The organism is Thermodesulfomicrobium sp. WS, from assembly GCF_027925145.1.
GTDB lineage: Bacteria > Desulfobacterota > Desulfovibrionia > Desulfovibrionales > Desulfomicrobiaceae > Thermodesulfomicrobium.
Window position 1 is genome coordinate 1627669 of record NZ_AP027130.1, and the last position, 16790, is coordinate 1644458.

18 protein-coding genes are annotated in these 16790 nt (G+C 63.7%); 16 read left to right on the forward strand and 2 right to left on the reverse strand.

Translation table 11 applies throughout. The features are described 5' to 3' along the window. Positions 1 to 100: 100 nt before the first annotated feature. A complete protein-coding gene (gene nadC / locus QMF81_RS07770) occupies positions 101 to 964 on the forward strand; it encodes a carboxylating nicotinate-nucleotide diphosphorylase (RefSeq protein WP_281750212.1) in 864 nt (287 codons plus the stop codon). Beyond that, complete coding sequence (gene nadA / locus QMF81_RS07775) at positions 961 to 1983, forward strand: quinolinate synthase NadA (RefSeq protein WP_281750213.1); 1023 nt, start codon at positions 961 to 963, stop codon at positions 1981 to 1983. The genes nadC and nadA overlap by 4 nt, the downstream gene beginning before the upstream one ends. A gap of 26 nt (positions 1984 to 2009) precedes the next feature. Here nadA and QMF81_RS07780 read toward each other — a convergent pair whose 3' ends face one another. After that, positions 2010 to 3065, reverse strand: coding sequence for a sigma-54 dependent transcriptional regulator (locus QMF81_RS07780; RefSeq protein WP_281750214.1), 1056 nt, complete (start codon positions 3063 to 3065; stop codon positions 2010 to 2012). Positions 3066 to 3356: 291 nt separating this feature from the next. On the opposite strand from QMF81_RS07780, the gene QMF81_RS07785 reads away from it, so the two are divergent. From QMF81_RS07785 to nadB, 11 genes are all read left to right on the forward strand, one after another. Further along, the gene (locus tag QMF81_RS07785) at positions 3357 to 4337 is read left to right on the forward strand and encodes a sulfite exporter TauE/SafE family protein (protein WP_348772170.1); all 981 of its coding nucleotides are present in this window, start codon (positions 3357 to 3359) and stop codon (positions 4335 to 4337) included. A gap of 27 nt (positions 4338 to 4364) precedes the next feature. Next, on the forward strand, positions 4365 to 4781 hold the full coding sequence (locus QMF81_RS07790) for a DUF1634 domain-containing protein (RefSeq protein WP_281750215.1): 417 nt from the start codon (positions 4365 to 4367) through the stop codon (positions 4779 to 4781). 3 nt (positions 4782 to 4784) lie between these two features. After that, positions 4785 to 5918, forward strand: a complete 1134-nt coding sequence (locus QMF81_RS07795) for a sigma 54-interacting transcriptional regulator (RefSeq protein ID WP_281750216.1) — start codon at positions 4785 to 4787, stop codon at positions 5916 to 5918. Between the two features lie 3 nt (positions 5919 to 5921). Next, positions 5922 to 6272: a NifB/NifX family molybdenum-iron cluster-binding protein gene (locus QMF81_RS07800; protein ID WP_281750218.1), complete on the forward strand. Its 351-nt coding sequence runs from the start codon at positions 5922 to 5924 to the stop codon at positions 6270 to 6272. Beyond that, on the forward strand, positions 6269 to 7975 hold the full coding sequence (locus QMF81_RS07805) for a PAS domain-containing sensor histidine kinase (protein WP_281750219.1): 1707 nt from the start codon (positions 6269 to 6271) through the stop codon (positions 7973 to 7975). The genes QMF81_RS07800 and QMF81_RS07805 overlap by 4 nt, the downstream gene beginning before the upstream one ends. Continuing rightward, on the forward strand, positions 7972 to 8352 hold the full coding sequence (locus QMF81_RS07810; protein WP_281750220.1) for a response regulator: 381 nt from the start codon (positions 7972 to 7974) through the stop codon (positions 8350 to 8352). Before QMF81_RS07805 ends, QMF81_RS07810 begins: the two co-directional genes overlap by 4 nt. Continuing rightward, positions 8349 to 8960: a hypothetical protein gene (locus tag QMF81_RS07815; protein ID WP_281750222.1), complete on the forward strand. Its 612-nt coding sequence runs from the start codon at positions 8349 to 8351 to the stop codon at positions 8958 to 8960. Before QMF81_RS07810 ends, QMF81_RS07815 begins: the two co-directional genes overlap by 4 nt. Then, positions 8957 to 9334: a response regulator gene (locus QMF81_RS07820; RefSeq protein WP_281750223.1), complete on the forward strand. Its 378-nt coding sequence runs from the start codon at positions 8957 to 8959 to the stop codon at positions 9332 to 9334. The genes QMF81_RS07815 and QMF81_RS07820 overlap by 4 nt, the downstream gene beginning before the upstream one ends. Continuing rightward, positions 9335 to 10489: a response regulator gene (locus tag QMF81_RS07825; RefSeq protein WP_281750225.1), complete on the forward strand. Its 1155-nt coding sequence runs from the start codon at positions 9335 to 9337 to the stop codon at positions 10487 to 10489. Then, the gene (locus QMF81_RS07830; protein ID WP_281750226.1) at positions 10482 to 10901 is read left to right on the forward strand and encodes a response regulator; all 420 of its coding nucleotides are present in this window, start codon (positions 10482 to 10484) and stop codon (positions 10899 to 10901) included. Before QMF81_RS07825 ends, QMF81_RS07830 begins: the two co-directional genes overlap by 8 nt. A gap of 162 nt (positions 10902 to 11063) precedes the next feature. Further along, on the forward strand, positions 11064 to 12641 hold the full coding sequence (gene nadB / locus QMF81_RS07835) for an L-aspartate oxidase (protein ID WP_281750227.1): 1578 nt from the start codon (positions 11064 to 11066) through the stop codon (positions 12639 to 12641). Positions 12642 to 12683: 42 nt separating this feature from the next. On the opposite strand, the gene QMF81_RS07840 is transcribed toward nadB, so the two are convergent. Further along, a complete protein-coding gene (locus QMF81_RS07840; protein WP_281750228.1) occupies positions 12684 to 14141 on the reverse strand; it encodes a protein adenylyltransferase SelO in 1458 nt (485 codons plus the stop codon). Positions 14142 to 14254: 113 nt separating this feature from the next. Here QMF81_RS07840 and gluQRS point away from each other — a divergent pair, with 113 nt between their 5' ends. From gluQRS to ccsA, 3 genes are all read left to right on the forward strand, one after another. Continuing rightward, on the forward strand, positions 14255 to 15199 hold the full coding sequence (gluQRS, locus tag QMF81_RS07845) for a tRNA glutamyl-Q(34) synthetase GluQRS (RefSeq protein ID WP_281750229.1): 945 nt from the start codon (positions 14255 to 14257) through the stop codon (positions 15197 to 15199). 95 nt (positions 15200 to 15294) lie between these two features. After that, the gene (locus QMF81_RS07850) at positions 15295 to 15984 is read left to right on the forward strand and encodes a bifunctional precorrin-2 dehydrogenase/sirohydrochlorin ferrochelatase (RefSeq protein ID WP_281750230.1); all 690 of its coding nucleotides are present in this window, start codon (positions 15295 to 15297) and stop codon (positions 15982 to 15984) included. Beyond that, complete coding sequence (gene ccsA, locus QMF81_RS07855) at positions 15962 to 16789, forward strand: cytochrome c biogenesis protein CcsA (protein WP_281750231.1); 828 nt, start codon at positions 15962 to 15964, stop codon at positions 16787 to 16789. Before QMF81_RS07850 ends, ccsA begins: the two co-directional genes overlap by 23 nt. The last annotated feature ends 1 nt before the right edge of the window (position 16790 follow it).

Below are 16790 nucleotides of genomic sequence, written 5' to 3' on the forward strand. Positions count from 1 at the left end.
CAAGGCTCATGACACGGGACCTATGGCCTGGGCAAGAGCACCTTGACGGCTTGCCCCATCCCGCCTACCCGCCCTCCATGACCACCATTGAGGTATGCTGATGTTCCCGACATTTCCAGATGTTGCCCAAAAACACCTGCACCAGCTCATTGCCATCGCCCTCGAAGAAGACGGCCCGGATGCCACAAGCCAGGCGGTGTTCCACCCTGAAGACACCCTCACCGCCAGCCTGGTGGCCAAGGCGGACGCGGTGATCGCGGGACTGCCTCTCGTGGATCTGGTGTTGGGCGCCACCGGCGCTCCCTACCACCTGACGCTTTTTGCCCGCGACGGCGAGCGCGTCGCTTCCGGCACCGAACTTGCCCGCATCCACGGGCAAGCGCAGGGCATCCTCAAGGCGGAGCGTGTCCTGCTCAACTTCCTGTGCCACCTCTGTGGAGTCGCCACGCTCACCCGCGCCTTTGTGGATGCCGTGGCCGGCACCGGCGTGCGCATCCTCGACACCCGCAAGACCACGCCGGGCATGCGCTTCCTCGAGAAGTACGCCGTGCGCATGGGCGGCGGCACCAATCACCGCATGGGCCTTGGCGACATGCTCATGCTCAAGGATAACCACATCGACCGCGCCGGCTCCATGACCGCAGCGGCCAAGGCGCTCCGCGCCGTCTACGGCCACAGCCTGCCCTTGGAAATCGAATGCCGCACCCTGGCCCATGTGGAAGAGGCCCTCGCCATCGGCCCGGAGCGCATCATGCTCGACAACATGGACCGAGCCACGCTGAAGCAAGCCATCGCTCGTATCGCCGGCCAGGTGGAGACAGAAGTGAGCGGAAACGTCACCCTGGCTACGGTACGCGCCATCGCCGAACTGGGCCCCACCTACATTTCCGTGGGCGCCCTCACCCATTCCGCGCCGGCCGCAGACCTGTCGCTGCGCATCACGTTTCCCAAGGAGACCACATGACGAGCCTTGCCCAACAGATCGCCCGCCACCAGCACCGGCTGGCCATCCTCGCCCACCACTACCAGGCGGACGCCATCGTCGAGCACGCCCATTTTGTGGGCGATTCCCTGGAACTCGCCCGCCAGGTCACGGAACTCGCCGCCGAGCACATCGTGTTCTGCGGGGTGCACTTCATGGCGGAAAGTGCGGCCATCCTCGCCCGGCCGGAGCAAAAAGTCCACGCCCCGGTGCTTCAAGCGGGCTGCGTCATGGCCAACATGGCGCCGGCCCCGCTCGTGGAGGCCGTGCTTGCCCGCCTTACTCGCAGCGGCGCGCGCGTCATTCCGCTGACCTACGTCAACTCCTCGGCAGCCATCAAAGCCGTGGTGGGGCGCGCCGGCGGGGCAGTATGCACCTCGGCCAACGCCCAACGCATGCTCCAATGGGCCTTGGAGCAGGGCGACTGCGTGCTCTTTCTCCCGGACGCCAACCTGGGCGCCAACACCGCCCGGGCCATAGGTCTGCCGCAGACCAGCATAGAACGGCTCGACATCTGCGCAGGCGGACTCCACGTGCCCGCAGCCCAAGCGGACGTGCGCGTGTACCTGTGGCCCGGATGCTGCGCCGTGCACCACAAGATCCGCCTGGAGGACATCCAGGCGGTGCGCGCGAAGTTTCCCCAGGCGCGCATCCTCGTGCACCCCGAGTGCCGACCCGAGGTGGTGGCCGCCGCCGACGGCGCCGGTTCCACCTCGTACCTCATCCGCGAAGCCGCACAAACCCCGGCAGGCAGCACCCTTGCCATCGGCACCGAAGACAACCTCGTCGCACGCCTTGCCCGCCGCCACCCCGAGGTGCGCATCCTGCCCGTGCGCCGGGTACTGTGCTCCAACATGGCCAAAACCGATGTCCACGCCCTCACCGCCAAACTCCAAGAGCTCGACACCGCCCAGCCGGTCCGCGTGGACGCGGCGACTGCGGCCGCAGCTCGCCTCGCCTTGGAGCGCATGCTCACGGCGTGCGCCCCACCGAATCGGTGAGATTGAGGCGGCAATTTTTTGCCGCCCTACGACAACCGCAACCCATAGTGGGCGAGCTTGTACCGCAGCGTGCGGGGGCTTACGTCCAAAATTTCCGCCAATCGGGCCTTACTCCCCCCCGCTGCTTCCCAAGCTCGCAAAATGGCAGCGATCTCGGCTTCGCGCACCGCAGTCTCCAGGCGTAAATCCCCTGCAGGCACGGCGGACACCATAGGGCGCACGCTTCCCAACCGCAGTTCCAAGGGCAGGTGGGAGACGTCGATACGGGCTTCACGACTCAAAAGGACAAGCCGTTCCATGAGGTTGCGCAGCTCGCGCACATTGCCTGGCCAGGAATAGCGCATGAGGGCGTCCATGGCAGCGTCGCTCATCTTCACCGACGGCTTGTGGTAGCGACGGCGGTAAATTTCCAAAAAATACTCCACCAGCGGTGGAATATCTTCGACACGGTCACGAAGGGGCGGCAGGGTCACCGCCACCACATGCAGCCGGTAGTAGAGGTCCGCCCGGAATTCGCCGGTGCGGATCATGGTTTGCAGGCAGCGATTGGTGGCCGCCACGATACGGGCATGGAAACCGATGGTTTTTTCTCCGCCGAGCCGCCGAAAACTTCGCTCTTCCAGCACCCGCAAAAAATCCACCTGGTTCGGCACCGGGATGTCGCCCACCTCGTCCAAAAAAAGCGTCCCGTGCCCAACGATCTCAAAAAGGCCTTTGCGCTGCCGGGAAGCACCGGTGAAGGCCCCGGGCTCATGGCCGAAAAATTTGTCGGCAAAAAGCTCGCCCTTCACCACGCCGCAATTGACCGGCACAAAGGGCTGGGAACGACGGCCGGACAGCTGATGCACCAGACGGGCGAACAACTCTTTGCCCGTGCCGGACTCCCCAGAAATCATCACCGTGGCGTCCGATCCCGCCACTTGCGTCGCCAGCTCGTACAGGTCTCGCATGGCTTTGGACTGAAAGACAAATTGTCCTAATTCATCCGCAAAGCCGACATCGAAGATCTCGATGGCCGAGGCCTCTTCCGAAGGCCGCCGCTGCCCATTCCCGGAGACTGCCGTCTGCTTTTTCCGCCCCATGCATGACCTCGCCGCGATGCGTGCACCGCAGTGGCTCTACGCCATTCCCAACGCTTGTTCTTCCGGGCACATTGGCGGCCCGCCACCGAGGACCCCTCGCGCCCTGCCGGCAACATACTGCCAAAAACGGCAATATTTTGCCAGATATTCGACCACGCTCGATATGTCAATAATTTGAATTTATTATATTTTTTATTTGGCACTCATCTTGTTATTTCTTTCACAGAACTGCCGCGCGGGGGATCCGCGCCTGGTACGATCCATCATCAACCGAAGAGGAGAGAAACAGGAATGAAACCCAACACCTGGAAAATGGCCTGCGGCTGTGCCCTGGCCCTTGTGGCCATGGCCGCTTTGGCATGGGCCGCCAACGACACCGGCGTTGGCGCGGAAATGACCCAACAATTGGCCACAGCCGGGGCCAAGACACCCCTGCCCTGGTGGGCGTGGCCCCTCATCTTGGCGATCTTCTGTTTTGTACTGGGCGTCATTGCCGTGCTCGCGGGCGTGGGCGGCGGCGTGCTCTTCGTGCCTTTGGTCAGCGGCTTTTTCCCCTTTCATCTGGACTTCGTGCGCGGGGCCGGTCTTCTGGTGGCCCTAGCCGGCGCCCTTGCCGCTGGGCCAGGACTTCTCAAGCGCAACCTGGCTAGCCTTCGTCTGGCCCTACCAGTGGCCCTCATCGCCTCCAGCTGTGCTATCGTCGGCGCCTTCTTGGGCCTCGCGCTGCCCACCAATGTGGTACAGATCTGTCTTGGCAGTACCATTATCTTCATCGCCGCCTTGCTTTTCTTCTCCAAGAACACCGCCCGCCCCGTGGTCACCAAGCAAGACGCCATCGGCCTTGCCTTGGGCATCCATGGGGCCTACCTCGACGCGTCCACCGGAGAAGTGGTGGAGTGGAAGACCCACCGCACCCTTTGGGGCCTGCTGCTCTTCATCGTCATCGGGATCATGGCCGGCATGTTCGGCTTGGGTGCCGGTTGGGCCAATGTGCCGGTGCTCAACCTCATGATGGGTGTCCCCCTGAAGGTGGCTGTGGGGACCAGTAAGTTTCTCCTGTCCATCACCGACACCTCGGCCGCGTGGGTGTACCTCAACAAAGGCTGCGTCATCCCGCTCATGGCCATTCCCTCCATCGTGGGACTCATGGCCGGGTCTTTTGTGGGTGTCCGCCTCTTGGCGATCGCCAAGCCCGCGTTCATCCGGTATATGGTCATCGGCGTGTTACTCTTTTCCGGCGTGAAGGCCCTGCTCAAAGGCCTGGGCATCTAAACCACAACCTCTGTGGAGGAGAACCGTATGCATACCAACACCAACGCTCCCAAAGAACAGCTCGTATATGCCGACATCCTCTTTTATGGATGCTGGACCGGGCTCGCCCTCATGGCCATCACCTACCTGCTCTATGTCTCTGGAATCATGGAGCCCTACGTCTCCATGCAACTCATCACCCAGTATTGGTCCATGCCCGTCCACGAGTATCTTACCGCCAACAATGTGCCGACGGGTTGGGGATGGGTCTCTTTGCTCGGCAAAGGCGACTTCCTCAATTTCCTAGGCATTGCCCTGCTCTCTGGCCTTACCATCGCCGGATTTGCGTACCTCACCGTGGCCTACTTCAAGCAAAAGGACTTCAAGTTCGCCATCATCTCTTTGCTGGAAGTCCTCACTCTCTGCCTGGCCGCGTCGGGTATCATCGGCGGCGGAGCCCACTAACCCATGAACATCTCCCTGCTGGACATCCTGGACGCCCTGCCTGTGGGCTGCATCGTTCTGGATCCCCACCGTCGGGTGCGCACGCTCAATGCCGCCATGGAGTCCCTCCTCGGCTACGCACGAGACGAAGTCGCCGGACTCCCCTGTCGGCACGTGTTGCGCAGCCGCCGGTGTATCCAGAATTGCCCGCACGCCTCAGACGGGGCGCCAAGCCCAGGGGGACGCACCGACTGCCTCTCGCGCCACCGGCGCATCATCCCCATCAACCTCACCCCGGTGCGCCTGACGACGGACCAGGGCGCGGTATATCTCGACATCGTGGAAGATCTCTCGCCGATCCACAGCCTGGAAGCCCGGCTCAACCAGACCGCCACCGAAGACTCCTTGGTGGGTCGCTCCCCGGCCATGGAGCGCATCCTGCGCTTGGTGCCCATGGTGGCCGGCCACAGTGCCCCCATCCTCATCACCGGCGAAACCGGGACGGGCAAAGGCCGCCTGGCCCATGCCATCCACAAGGCTTCCCCACGGGCGCGCCAGCCTTTTATCCGCTTCAGCTGCGGCCCCATGGCCGAAGAAATCCTGGAAGCCGAGCTCTTCGGCAAAACCGCCCCTGCCCCCCAACCTGGCCGCTTCCAGCAGGCCCAAGGGGGGACCCTGTATCTGGCCGAGATCGAATCGCTGCCGCCCTCCATCCAGACGCGCCTTCTTCGCTTTCTCGACGAAGGCACGATTCAGCCGCAGGGGGGGCATCCCATGCGGGTTGATGTCCGGCTCATGGCCTCTACCATGACCGACCCTGCCACGCTCGCGGCCGCAGGCAGGCTCTGCGAAAATCTCTTCCACCGTTTGGCGGCGGTGCGTCTGGATCTGCCCCCCCTGCGCGAGCGTCCAGAAGACGTAGCCTTTCTCCTGCACTATTTTCGCGAACATTTCGCCCAGCGCTTGAAAAAGAACATCTCCGGCTTCACCCCCAAGGCCTTGAGCATGCTCCATGCCCATCCCTTTCCCGGAAACGTACGGGAACTCAAAAACATCATGGAATTTGCCGTCCTCGTATGTCCTGAAGGAGATGTCCGGCCACAACACCTCCCGGGGTATCTGCTCCGCCAACCGCAGCGCCGCGGCCGTAAGGAGTGAGCCATGGAGCGCCGCATCCTCATCACCACCGACCGCGACGAAATCGCCCCCCGTTTCGATCTCGCCATGGAGGTCCTCATCCTGCGCCTGGCTGAGGGCGGGGAGATCGTGGCCCGCAAATCGCTCCTCCTTGCCCACCCTTCCGCGGACGAGCTCTGTAACCTCATCCTTGAACGGGACATGGATGCCGTGGTATGCGGGGGCATCGAAGAAGAATACTCCCACTACCTGCGCTGGAAACGGGTCGAAGTCTTTGATGGCGTCATTGGCTCCGTGGCTGCGGTCATTGACCGCCTGCGCACAGGCACCCTCAACCCAGGAGACATCGTGGGATTTTCTGGAGCTCCAGCATGAAAGAAGAAGCCCCCAGTTCTTGGGCAGAGGCCGCCACCGCGCCTTCCCGCTACCGCACGTTGCAACGCAAAATCGTGGCACTCATCGCCGTGGCGGCCTTGCTTCCACTCTTCTCGCTTGCCTTCATCAATTATTATGAGCACCAGCATGCCCTGACCGCCCAAGTGCAAGAGCCGCTGCGTGCCTTGGTAGGAAAGACCAAGCACTCATTTGAACTGTATCTCACAGAACGCATCTCTGCAATCAATTTCATCGCATCGGCGTATTCTTTCGAACAGCTTGCCGACAAAACAGCACTCAACCGAATATTCCAAATCATGTCGCAAGCATTTACTGGATTCGTCGACATATCCCTCATCGATGAGTCCGGAAAACTCATTTCCTATGTAGGACCATACAACCTCAAAGATATCAACTATACAGAACAGAAATGGTTTCAACAGGTACTTCTGCGTGGTTCCTACATTAGCGATGTCTTTCTCGGTTTTCGGCAATTTCCCCACGTCGTCGTTGCGGTGCGCCACAATAACCCTGATGGCCGCAGCTGGATTGTGCGGGCAACGCTGGACACCGCCCAATTTGAAAACATCATCGCCTCCATGGGACTGGAACCTGGCAGTGACGCCTTTCTCACCGACCGCAAAGGCGTGCTCCAAACCGAATCCCGGCAGTATGGCCATGTCCTCGAAACCCTGCCTTTCTCCCTGCCCCCCGCCAACTACGAAGCCAATGTCTACGACTTTGCAGACCCTGCCGGGGGACAGTACTTTCTCGCTCTGAGCCAAATCGCCAACACGGACTTCGTGCTCGTGGCCATGAAACCGAGGCCATCGCTGCTCAAGGCCTGGTACACAGTGCGCCTGGACATGGTTGCGGTCTTTGTCGCCGGGGTATGCGTCATTTTCGCAGGGGTCTTCGCCGCCACCCGCATGATCATCCAGCGGCTCCAAGAGAGCGACGCCCAGCGCCTGGCCGCCATCCACCAAATGGAGCACACCCAGCGTTTGTCGTCCATCGGCCGTCTGGCCGCCGGCGTGGCCCATGAGATCAACAACCCCTTGGCCATCATCAACGAAAAAGCCGGACTGCTGCGCGATCTCTTGGAGCTGCGCCCCGATTTTCCCGACAAAGAGCGCTTTGCCAAACAAATCGACGCGATTCTCCGTTCTGTGGATCGGTGCCGCGGCATTACCCACCGCATGCTTGGGTTTGCCAAACGCATGGACGTCAAGATCGAGATCTTGGACCTCAACGCCGTCATTACGGAAACCATTGGATTCTTGGAACGCGAGGCCCAATACCGCAATGTCACCATCGAGCGGCGCCTGGCGCCCGATCTGCCGCAAATCCCTTCGGATTACGGCCAGATCCAGCAGGTCGTCCTCAACATCCTCAATAATGCCCTGGCAGCCGTGGCCGACGGTGGCACCATCGCCGTCTCCACCTGGGATGAAGGGGAACGTGTCGGCATTGCCGTTGCCGACAACGGTTGCGGCATGTCAGAAGAAACGGTCAAACACATCTTCGAGCCCTTTTTCACCACCAAAAAAGAGAAAGGCACCGGCCTGGGCATGTCCATCACCTATGGCATCGTCAAACGCTTAGGCGGCGACATTCATATCCAAAGCGCCCTGGGCAAGGGCACCACCGTCACCATCTTCCTGCCCAAACATCCGCCGGAAGAACAAGGAGGCAGTCTATGATCCTTCCCTCCACCCTGCTTGTGGTCGACGACGAGGAGGAATTCGCCACCACCCTGGCCGAACGGCTGGAGATCCGGGGCATTGCCACGCGTGTCGCCCATGACGGGGAGACCGCCGTGCACATGGTGGCCGAGGCCGCACCCCAGGCCGTGCTCCTCGATGTCCTCATGCCGGGCATGAAAGGGCTCGACGTCCTCACCCGGCTGCGGGAAACCCACCCCCAGATCCCGGTCATCCTCCTCACCGGCCAAGGCACGACCCGAGACGGCATCGAGGGTATGCATCGCGGCGCTTTTGCCTATCTCACCAAACCCGTGGATTTGGAGGAGCTTTTGCGGACCCTCTCCGAAGCCATGGAGCGGGGAGGCCAATCATGACCTTCGACTCCACGCGGGCCATGGGCGCCATGACCGCCATGACCACCCACGAACTCCAGAATATCCTGGCCATCATCCGGGAGTCTGCAGGACTCTTGGGCGACATCCTCGACATCAACGCCAAGGTGGCGCTCCAGCACCGCCCCAAGATCCACGAGGCCCTGGAGCACATCGCCACCCAAGTCGACCGAGGCAAACGCCTCCTCACGGCCATGAACCGCCTCGGCCACGCCACGGACGTGGAGCAGCAGGAGTCCTGCGACCTCTCCCCCCAGGTGGCCGCCTTGATGGACCTGTGCCAGCGCCCAGCGCGCCTCAAAGAAATCCAATTGCGCTTTACCCCTGCAGGCCAACCCTTGCCGGTGCGTACCTCGGCCATGGACGTGTTCAGCCGCGGCTTCACCGTGCTGCGCGCCGCCATTGATCTCTGTCCCGCGGGCAGCGTCCTTGATGCCAGTATCGTTCCAGGCCCACCCCAGCATGCGCTGGTCATGACCCTCCCGGTTTCGCCCAAGGATTCTCCCGTGCTCGCCGCCCTTGCCGAGGCCGGGCACATCGAGATCCACGGGCGCACCATCCACCTTCTCTTTCCGGCGGCCACCCCATGAACGCCCTGCGCATCTGTCTCATCGACGACGAAGAAGGCTTCGTCACCACCTTGGCCGAGCGTCTGGAGCTGCGCGGGCACACGCCGATTGTGGCGCTCAACGGCGAAGAGGGACTCCAGCGCATTGCCGAGCACTCCCCCCACGTGGTGGTCCTCGACCTGCGCATGCCGGGTATTGGCGGCATGGAGACCTTGCGCCGCATTCGCGCCGCCTGGCCGAAACTCCCGGTGGTGATGCTCAGCGGCCACGGCGCAGAGGCGGACATCGCCGTCTGCCTGCGTTCAGGCGCCCAGGCGTATCTCAAAAAACCCACCGACATCAGCCAACTCCTGGCCACCATCCACGAAGTCCTCGAACCATCGGGAGGCCAATAGATGGCGCGTGTCCTGGTGGTGGATGACGAACGGCAGTTTGCGGAGACGCTGGCAGAGCGCCTGCGTACCCGAGGGATGGAAGTGCACACCGCCTATGACGGTGCAAGCGCCGTGGAGGCGGTGCGCCAAACCCACCCCGACGTCGTGCTGCTGGATCTCTCCATGCCGGGCATGGACGGCCTTGCCGCCCTCAAGGCCATCAAAGAGCTCGTGCCGCGTACCGAAGTGGTCCTGCTCACTGCGGAAAGCGGACTTGCCGCGGCAGTGGGCGGCATGAAACGTGGGGCGGCCGATTACATCGTCAAACCAGCACCTTTGGAGCGCATCCTCAAAGCCATCCAGGAGGCAGAAGCCCACCGCCTTGATGCCGCGCAGCGCCAGCGCATGGCGGAAACGGCCCGGCTGGCGGCCTTGGGAGAACTCGCCGTCGGCGTAGCCCACGAAATCAACAACCCGCTGCAAATCGTGCTCAACGAGGCAGGGTGGATGGCCGAGACCCTTGCGGAAACCCCAATGGAGCAAAGCGCCCGCAGGGAGCTCGAAGAGTCGCTTGCCACCATCCGCGAGCAAACCGCCCGCTGCAAGGCCGTCACCACCAAGCTCCTCTCGCTGCGGGCAGCAGTGCCGGCAGACGACACGCCGCAGCCGCTCGCCCGCCTCATCGCCCAGCTTCTCGAAGACCGCCGCAGCCGCTGGCAAGGACGGTTTTTTGTCGAACACACCTGCCCGCCGTCCCTTATGGTGTCCGCGGAAACCTGGAGGCACATCCTTGCCCCGCTGGTGGACAACGCCTTGGACGCCCTGGAAGCCCAAGGCGCCGCCACCCCGGAAGCGACGCAGGCGCAGCTTCGTCTTTGCATCCACGCCTCCCAGGCGCCCCAAGAGATCGTCGTCCAGGTGCAGGACACGGGCATCGGCATGGAACCTGGGGTCCTGGCCCGTATTTTCGAGCCATTCTTTTCCACCAAAGAGGTGGGCAAAGGCATGGGACTGGGGCTGAGCCTCTGCCATGCCCTCGTCGAGGCCTTGGGAGGACGCATCGAAATCGCCAGCACACCCCACCACGGGACAACGGTGTCCGTCACCATTCCATACACCGCAATCACCGCGCCAACCGCGGGGTTGGCCACAGCCAAGGAGGACTCTCATGAATAGCATGCGACTGCTCATCGTGGACGATGAAAAAGACCTGTGCCGGATTCTCGCCGACCGGCTCCATATCCTCTACGGGATCACGCCGGACATCGCCCATACGGGCGACCAGGCCTTGGAGATGGCACGCGCCAAGCGCTACGACGTCGTCGTCCTGGACATCGAGATGCCCGGCATCGACGGCATCGAGACCTTGAAGCGCCTCAAGGAGATCGACAAAAAGATCCAGGTGGTGTTGTTTACCGGTCATGGCAACGAAGAGCGCCAGCGCATGGCCGAAGTCCTCGGGGCCTTCAGCTACGTGGACAAGATCGACGGCCTGCCCAAGCTGGCGCCCATGATCGAGGGGGCCTTCCGCCTGCGCAAGCTGCTGGAAGACACCTACGCCGAGGCCGCCCTCAACGAGTACAACTAATCCGTCCGCGCCGGGGCGCTCGGCGCGGCGCAACCAGGGAAGGGCACAGCCCCAGGAACGCTGGCGGTGTCCTTCCCTGGTTCTTTTTCCGGCGCGCACCCCCCTTGCCAAACGCCCGCCTTTGCGCAAACCCCTCCCGCAAGCCCATCGCGGAGGGAGCTCATGGAACGCTTGAAGACCGAAATCCTTGTCATTGGCGCGGGCATTGCCGGATGCACGGCTGCCATCACCCTGGCCGACGCCGGCCGGGAAGTCACCCTGCTCTCCTCAGGGCCTTTGGACGCGGGCAACACCCCCCTCGCCCAAGGCGGCATCGTCTATACTGCCCCGGAAGACAGCCCGGACCTCCTCGTGCACGACATCACCGTGGCCGGAGCCCACTACGTGTACGACCACGCGGTCCGTTTCCTCGCAACCCAAGGGCCCAAAGCCGTGGAGGAGTTTCTCCTCGGCCGCGTGCAGGTGCCCTTCGATACCTGCCCGGACGGCTCCCTCTACCGCACCAAGGAAGGCGGCCACAGCATCGCCCGCATCCTCACCCATGCCGACGCCACAGGCCGGGCCATCCACGACGCCCTCACACGGGTGGTCACCAGCCACCCCAATATCCGCATCCTGACCGGATGCACGGCCATCGACCTCCTCACCACCCGGCACCACGCCACTTCCCTGGAGTTCCGCTACCAGCTCACCAACCAATGCGTGGGGGCCTACGTCTTCGATGCCGCCAGCGGCGAGCCCGCCACCATCCTGGCGGACGCCACCATCCTCGCCACCGGCGGGGTGGGGCAGATCTTCCTGCACACCACCAATTGCGCCTCCTCCATCGGCTCGGGCCTGGCCATGGCCAGCCGCGCCGGCGTGCGGCTCATGAACCTGGAATACATCCAGTTTCACCCCACCGCCCTCTTTTCCCGCTCGGAACGCAAGTTCCTCATCTCCGAGGCCGTGCGCGGCGAAGGGGCCCGGCTCTTCAACGCCAAGGGCGAGCGCTTCATGGCCAAGTACGACGAACGCATGGAGCTCGCCCCCCGGGACATCGTCGCCCGCGCCATCGCCGACGAGATCCTCCACTCCGGTGAAGACTGCGTCTTTCTGGACGCCGCCAACTTCGTGGACGCCAATCTCAAAAAGCGCTTTCCCACCATCTACGCCCGCTGCCAGGAGATGGGCATCGACATCACCCGCGAACGCATCCCCGTGGTGCCGGCGGCGCACTACAGCTGCGGCGGCATTCTCGTGGACGAACACGGACGCACCAGCATCGATCGCCTCTACGCCGCAGGCGAGTGCGCCTGCACCGGGGTCCACGGGGCCAACCGCCTGGCATCGACCTCGCTTTTGGAAGGTCTTCTGTGGGGGCTTTCCGCAGCAAAGCACATCATCCACAACGCCGACGCCGACCACTGCCCACTCTCCAAGCGACTCCAAGACGCCATCCCGGACTGGATCACCTCCGGCAAGAGCGAAAACGAGGACCCGGCCCTCATTCATCAGGACTGGGTGACCATCCGCAGCACCATGTGGAACTACATGGGCATCGTCCGCACCACACCTCGTCTGGAACGGGCCTTCGAAGACTTACGCAATCTCAACAAGAGGCTGCACACCTTCTACAAATCCATCCGTGTCTCCAAGGCGTCCATCGACCTCTTCCACGGCTGCCAAACTGCGTACATCATCACCACAGCGGCGCTGCGCAACAAAGAAAGCCGCGGCTGCCATTTCCGCCCCCGGTAGCGGCGGACAACGATTGCGGCACCCAACGCGCGCAACGATCCGTTAGGTGCCGCAAAACGTCCGGTACGTGCGCTGAAACTCCTCGGGCGCAGGGGCCATCAAGGCAGGGTCCGCGGGCTCCACAAAAGGGGTGCGCAGGGCCGTGAGCAGGCGCTCCAAAGGCCGCACATCGCCACGGACAGCAGCGGCAAGCGCCTCTTCCACCCGCTGGTTGCGGGGGATGACCGCGGGATTGGCCGCGCGCATCAGGGTGCGGGCCGCTGTTCGTCCTCCCTCCTGATCCGCCACCCGCGCCTGCCAGCGCGCATGCCAGGCAGGAAAATCCGGATGCGAAAACGGCGGCTCCTGCGGGAGCTCCTGCCGCATCAGGCCGCGGAAGGCATTGGTGAAGTCTGCGCCCGAAGCCTCCAGAAGCTCAAGCCAATCACGCATCAAGGCGGCGTCCTCCGCACGCCTGCCCACCAATCCCAGCTTGCGGGCCATGCCCCCGTGCCACGCGGTCTGAAACGCCGGCACGAACGCTTCCACTGCCGCCCTGGCCGCATCCACGGCCTGCTGGGGATCTTTGTCCAAAAGCGGCCGCAGGGTCTCGGCCAAGCGGGTGAGATTCCAAACAGCGATGCCCGGCTGCTGGGCATAGGCATAGCGGCCATCCAGATCGATGGAACTGAACACCGCCCCGGACCGGTAGGTGTCGAGAAAGGCGCACGGCCCGTAGTCGATGGTCTCGCCCGCCAGGCTCATATTGTCGGTATTCATGACCCCGTGGACAAAGCCCACCAGCATCCAGGCGGCAACGAGCTCTGCCTGGGCCTGCACCACGGCGTGCAGCATCGCTAGGTACGGGTTTTGGGCCGCGCGCAGATCCGGAAAGTGGCGCTGCAGGGTATAGTCGGCCAAAAGGCGTACGGACTCCACCTCCCCCCGGGCCCAAAAATACTGGAAGGTGCCCACGCGGATATGGCTGCGCGCCACCCGGGTGAGCACTGCCCCGGGCAAGAAACGCTCCCGCACCACGTCTTCCCCCGTGGCCACCACGGCCAGGGAGCGGGTGGTGGGGATGCCCAGATGATGCATGGCCTCGCTGACGACGTACTCCCGCAGCATGGGCCCCAAGGCGGCGCGGCCATCCCCGTGGCGGGAAAAGGGCGTCGGCCCGGAGCCCTTGAGGGCGATGTCCACGCGCTGGCCATCGGGGGTGATCTGCTCGCCCAAGATCACGGCCCGGCCATCGCCCAAAAACGTGAATGCACCGAACTGGTGGCCCGCGTACGCCTGGGCGATGGGCGCAGCGCCCGGAGGAAGCTCGTTTCCGGAAAAGATGCGCGCCCCCACCTCGCCATCCAGCAGGTCGGCGTCCAGCCCCAGCGCAAGGCAGAGCTCGCGGTTGAAAAGCACCAGACGCGGGGAACGCACCGGCGTGGGCCGCACCCGGCGAAAGAAGGATTCAGGCAACCGGGCGTAGGAGTTCTCCAAGCGCCATCCAGCGGTAGGGGACATCAAAGCCTCCAGAAAGGGAAAAAACGTACGCGCACACACCATATCTGCACATGCCAAGGGAAAGAGGCAAGAGGTGGGTTGCATTTGCGCTCCAAAGCGACCATGCACGGCGCATGCGTTCTCCGGTTCGTGTGCGTCTGGCCCCCAGCCCCACGGGGTACCTGCATCTGGGCAATGCCTGGACCTTTTTGTGGTGTGTGCTTGCGGCCCGCACTCAGGGCGGCGCCGTGCTGCTGCGCATCGAGGACGTGGATACGGCCCGCAGCCGGCCGCATTTTGCCGATGCCATCCAGGAGGACCTGGCCTGGCTGGGGCTTGCCTGGGACGAAGGCCCCTACTTCCAAAGTCCGCGCGTTCCCCGCTACACCGAGATCCTGCACGCACTCATGGCCCGCGGCCACGCCTATCCTTGTTTCTGCTCCCGCAAAGACCTCCAGGGACTGGCCAGCGCCCCCCACGGCGGCCTGCCCGCCTACCCGGGCATCTGCCGCCATCTGGACGACGCTACCCGCGCCCGCAAGGCGCAGGAGAAATCCCCGGCCATCCGCCTGATACTCCCCGAGAGCGCCTGCACCTTTGAGGACCTCGTGCAGGGGGCTTTTCGCGCCTCAGCGGCGGCCTGCGGCGGGGATTTTGCCGTGCGCCGGGGCGATGGGCTCTTTGCCTACCAGCTGGCCGTGGCCGTGGATGACATGGATCAGAAAATCACGTTGGTCGTGCGCGGCGCGGATCTTTTGGACTCCACCCCCAGACAGCAGGCCCTGTTCCAGTACCTCGGCGCTCCCCCGCCCTGCTGGGCCCACGTGCCCCTGCTCCTGGACCCCAGCGGTGAGCGTCTGGCCAAGCGCCACCAGTCTCTGTCCGTGCGGGCGCTGCGCGCGGCAGGCATCGCTCCGCAGGCCATCGTGGGATTTTTGGCCTGGCTTGGCGGCCTCATCCCCACCCCGCAGCCCCTGTGCGTCGAGGCCCTCGCCCCGGCGTTTTCCTGGCAGCGCCTCCCCCACACCCCGGTGCACCTGCCTGCGCACACCCCGGCGCTCTTGGCCAAGCTTTCCTGACTGCCCCTTGGCCGCCCACGGGCCGGCCAATGGCGGCCGTTACCGGACAATGGCGGCTTGTCGGAACTTCAGCGGTTTGGTACGCGCCCTACGCCATGCACAGCTACCCCATCCTCATCGATACGCGCGATCTTCACGCCCTGGTGGTCGGCGCCGGCTCCGTAGGACTGCGCAAAATCCACGGCCTGCTGGAGGCCGGGCCGCCGGCGCGGCTCACGGTGGTGGACCCGACGCCGCCGCAGGCGCTCTACGCCCTCGCCTCGGCGCATCCCGGCATGGTCATCCACGCCCGTCCGTTTGCGGATACAGACATCGCAGAGGCGCAGCTGGTCTTTGCCTGCACTCCGGATGCGGAGCTCAATCGCCACATCGCCACGCGCTGTCGGCAGGCCCAGATTCTGTGCAATTCGGCAACCCAGCCGGAAGACGGCTCCTTTGCCCTGCCTGCCTGCGTGCGGCGCGGGGATTTTCTCGTGTGTGTGGCAACGGCGGGGGCAAGTCCGGCCTTGGCTCGCCAGGTGCGCCGGCGCCTGGAAGCGGAATTTGGCCCGGAATACGGGGCGCTGACCCAGCTTTTGGCGCAGATCCGCCCGTATGTGCTCGCCCTCGGCGCGCCGGCCACGACCAACGCGGAAATCTTCCGCGCCCTGGCGGCCTCTTCCCTGGTGGACGCCTTGCGGGATCAGGACCTTTCCCGCTGTATGGCAATCCTGCAAGAACATCTCCCCGCGCCACTACACGCCTACCTGGAGGACTGGTGTCATGCCTGCCTGGACTTGGTTTGAACTTACCATCGCCCTTGCGTATCTCGCAGGCGCGGCCCTCTACCCCTTGGGCCTGGGGCTCCGACAGCCTCTCTGCAAGAAGGCCGCGTCCTTGGCCTCTGCCCTCGGATTTCTCCTGCATACCGTAGACCTGGCGGCCGCAGGACTCCTGCAGGCCGACGTGCTCCAGCACGGCCAATTCTACATCAGCCTGTTCGCCTGGCTGTGCGTGCTGCTCTTTTTCGTGGCCTGGTGGCGGTTCAAGCACGACTTTCTCTCCCTCATCACCGCGCCGCTCGCCGTGGTGCTCTTTACCGGCTCCATGGTCATTCATCCGGCAACGGCCATCGTGCCGGAGCATCTCAGCCTCCTGTGGTTCGGCCTGCATGTGGGGGCCATCTTCGTGGCCCTTGCCCTGCTGGCCTTGGCCTTTGGCGCCGGCGTGGGCTACGTCTACCTGGAGCGCAAGATCAAAACCAAGAGCAAGATCCCTTCCGCCCTCCAAGAGATGCCTGCCCTGGACACCCTGGACCGGGTGAACGCCCTGGCCGTCTCCGTGGGCTTTCCCCTCTACAGCATCAGCATGCTCGCCGGCTTCGTCTGGGCGGCCTTCACCTGGAAACGGGTGCTCACCGGTGATCCCAAAGAAATCGTCTCCCTGGGCATCTGGGTCCTCTACGCCGTCCTTTTCCACCAGCGCTTGGCCTTAGGCTGGCGGGGACGCAAACCCGCCAAAATGGCCATCGCCATTTTTCTCTTGTCGTTGGGGTCCTTGGTGCTCATCAACTTCCTGCTGCCCACCCACCATAGCCTTCGCGCTTTCTAAA

Bases quoted from the DNA above. Each gene is read 5' to 3' on its own strand.
- nadC (WP_281750212.1), top strand. From the start codon at position 101: ATGTTCCCGACATTTCCAGATGTTGCCCAAAAACACCTGCACCAGCTC.
- QMF81_RS07795 (WP_281750216.1), top strand. From the start codon at position 4,785: ATGAACATCTCCCTGCTGGACATCCTGGACGCCCTGCCTGTGGGCTGC.
- QMF81_RS07850 (WP_281750230.1), top strand. From the start codon at position 15,295: ATGCACAGCTACCCCATCCTCATCGATACGCGCGATCTTCACGCCCTG.
- gluQRS (WP_281750229.1), top strand. From the start codon at position 14,255: ATGCGTTCTCCGGTTCGTGTGCGTCTGGCCCCCAGCCCCACGGGGTAC.
- QMF81_RS07820 (WP_281750223.1), top strand. From the start codon at position 8,957: ATGAACGCCCTGCGCATCTGTCTCATCGACGACGAAGAAGGCTTCGTC.
- QMF81_RS07790 (WP_281750215.1), top strand. From the start codon at position 4,365: ATGCATACCAACACCAACGCTCCCAAAGAACAGCTCGTATATGCCGAC.
- QMF81_RS07830 (WP_281750226.1), top strand. From the start codon at position 10,482: ATGAATAGCATGCGACTGCTCATCGTGGACGATGAAAAAGACCTGTGC.
- QMF81_RS07815 (WP_281750222.1), top strand. From the start codon at position 8,349: ATGACCTTCGACTCCACGCGGGCCATGGGCGCCATGACCGCCATGACC.
- QMF81_RS07785 (WP_348772170.1), top strand. From the start codon at position 3,357: ATGAAACCCAACACCTGGAAAATGGCCTGCGGCTGTGCCCTGGCCCTT.
- QMF81_RS07825 (WP_281750225.1), top strand. From the start codon at position 9,335: ATGGCGCGTGTCCTGGTGGTGGATGACGAACGGCAGTTTGCGGAGACG.
- QMF81_RS07810 (WP_281750220.1), top strand. From the start codon at position 7,972: ATGATCCTTCCCTCCACCCTGCTTGTGGTCGACGACGAGGAGGAATTC.
- QMF81_RS07805 (WP_281750219.1), top strand. From the start codon at position 6,269: ATGAAAGAAGAAGCCCCCAGTTCTTGGGCAGAGGCCGCCACCGCGCCT.
- ccsA (WP_281750231.1), top strand. From the start codon at position 15,962: ATGCCTGCCTGGACTTGGTTTGAACTTACCATCGCCCTTGCGTATCTC.
- QMF81_RS07780 (WP_281750214.1), bottom strand. From the start codon at position 3,065: ATGGGGCGGAAAAAGCAGACGGCAGTCTCCGGGAATGGGCAGCGGCGG.
- nadA (WP_281750213.1), top strand. From the start codon at position 961: ATGACGAGCCTTGCCCAACAGATCGCCCGCCACCAGCACCGGCTGGCC.
- QMF81_RS07800 (WP_281750218.1), top strand. From the start codon at position 5,922: ATGGAGCGCCGCATCCTCATCACCACCGACCGCGACGAAATCGCCCCC.
- QMF81_RS07840 (WP_281750228.1), bottom strand. From the start codon at position 14,141: ATGTCCCCTACCGCTGGATGGCGCTTGGAGAACTCCTACGCCCGGTTG.
- nadB (WP_281750227.1), top strand. From the start codon at position 11,064: ATGGAACGCTTGAAGACCGAAATCCTTGTCATTGGCGCGGGCATTGCC.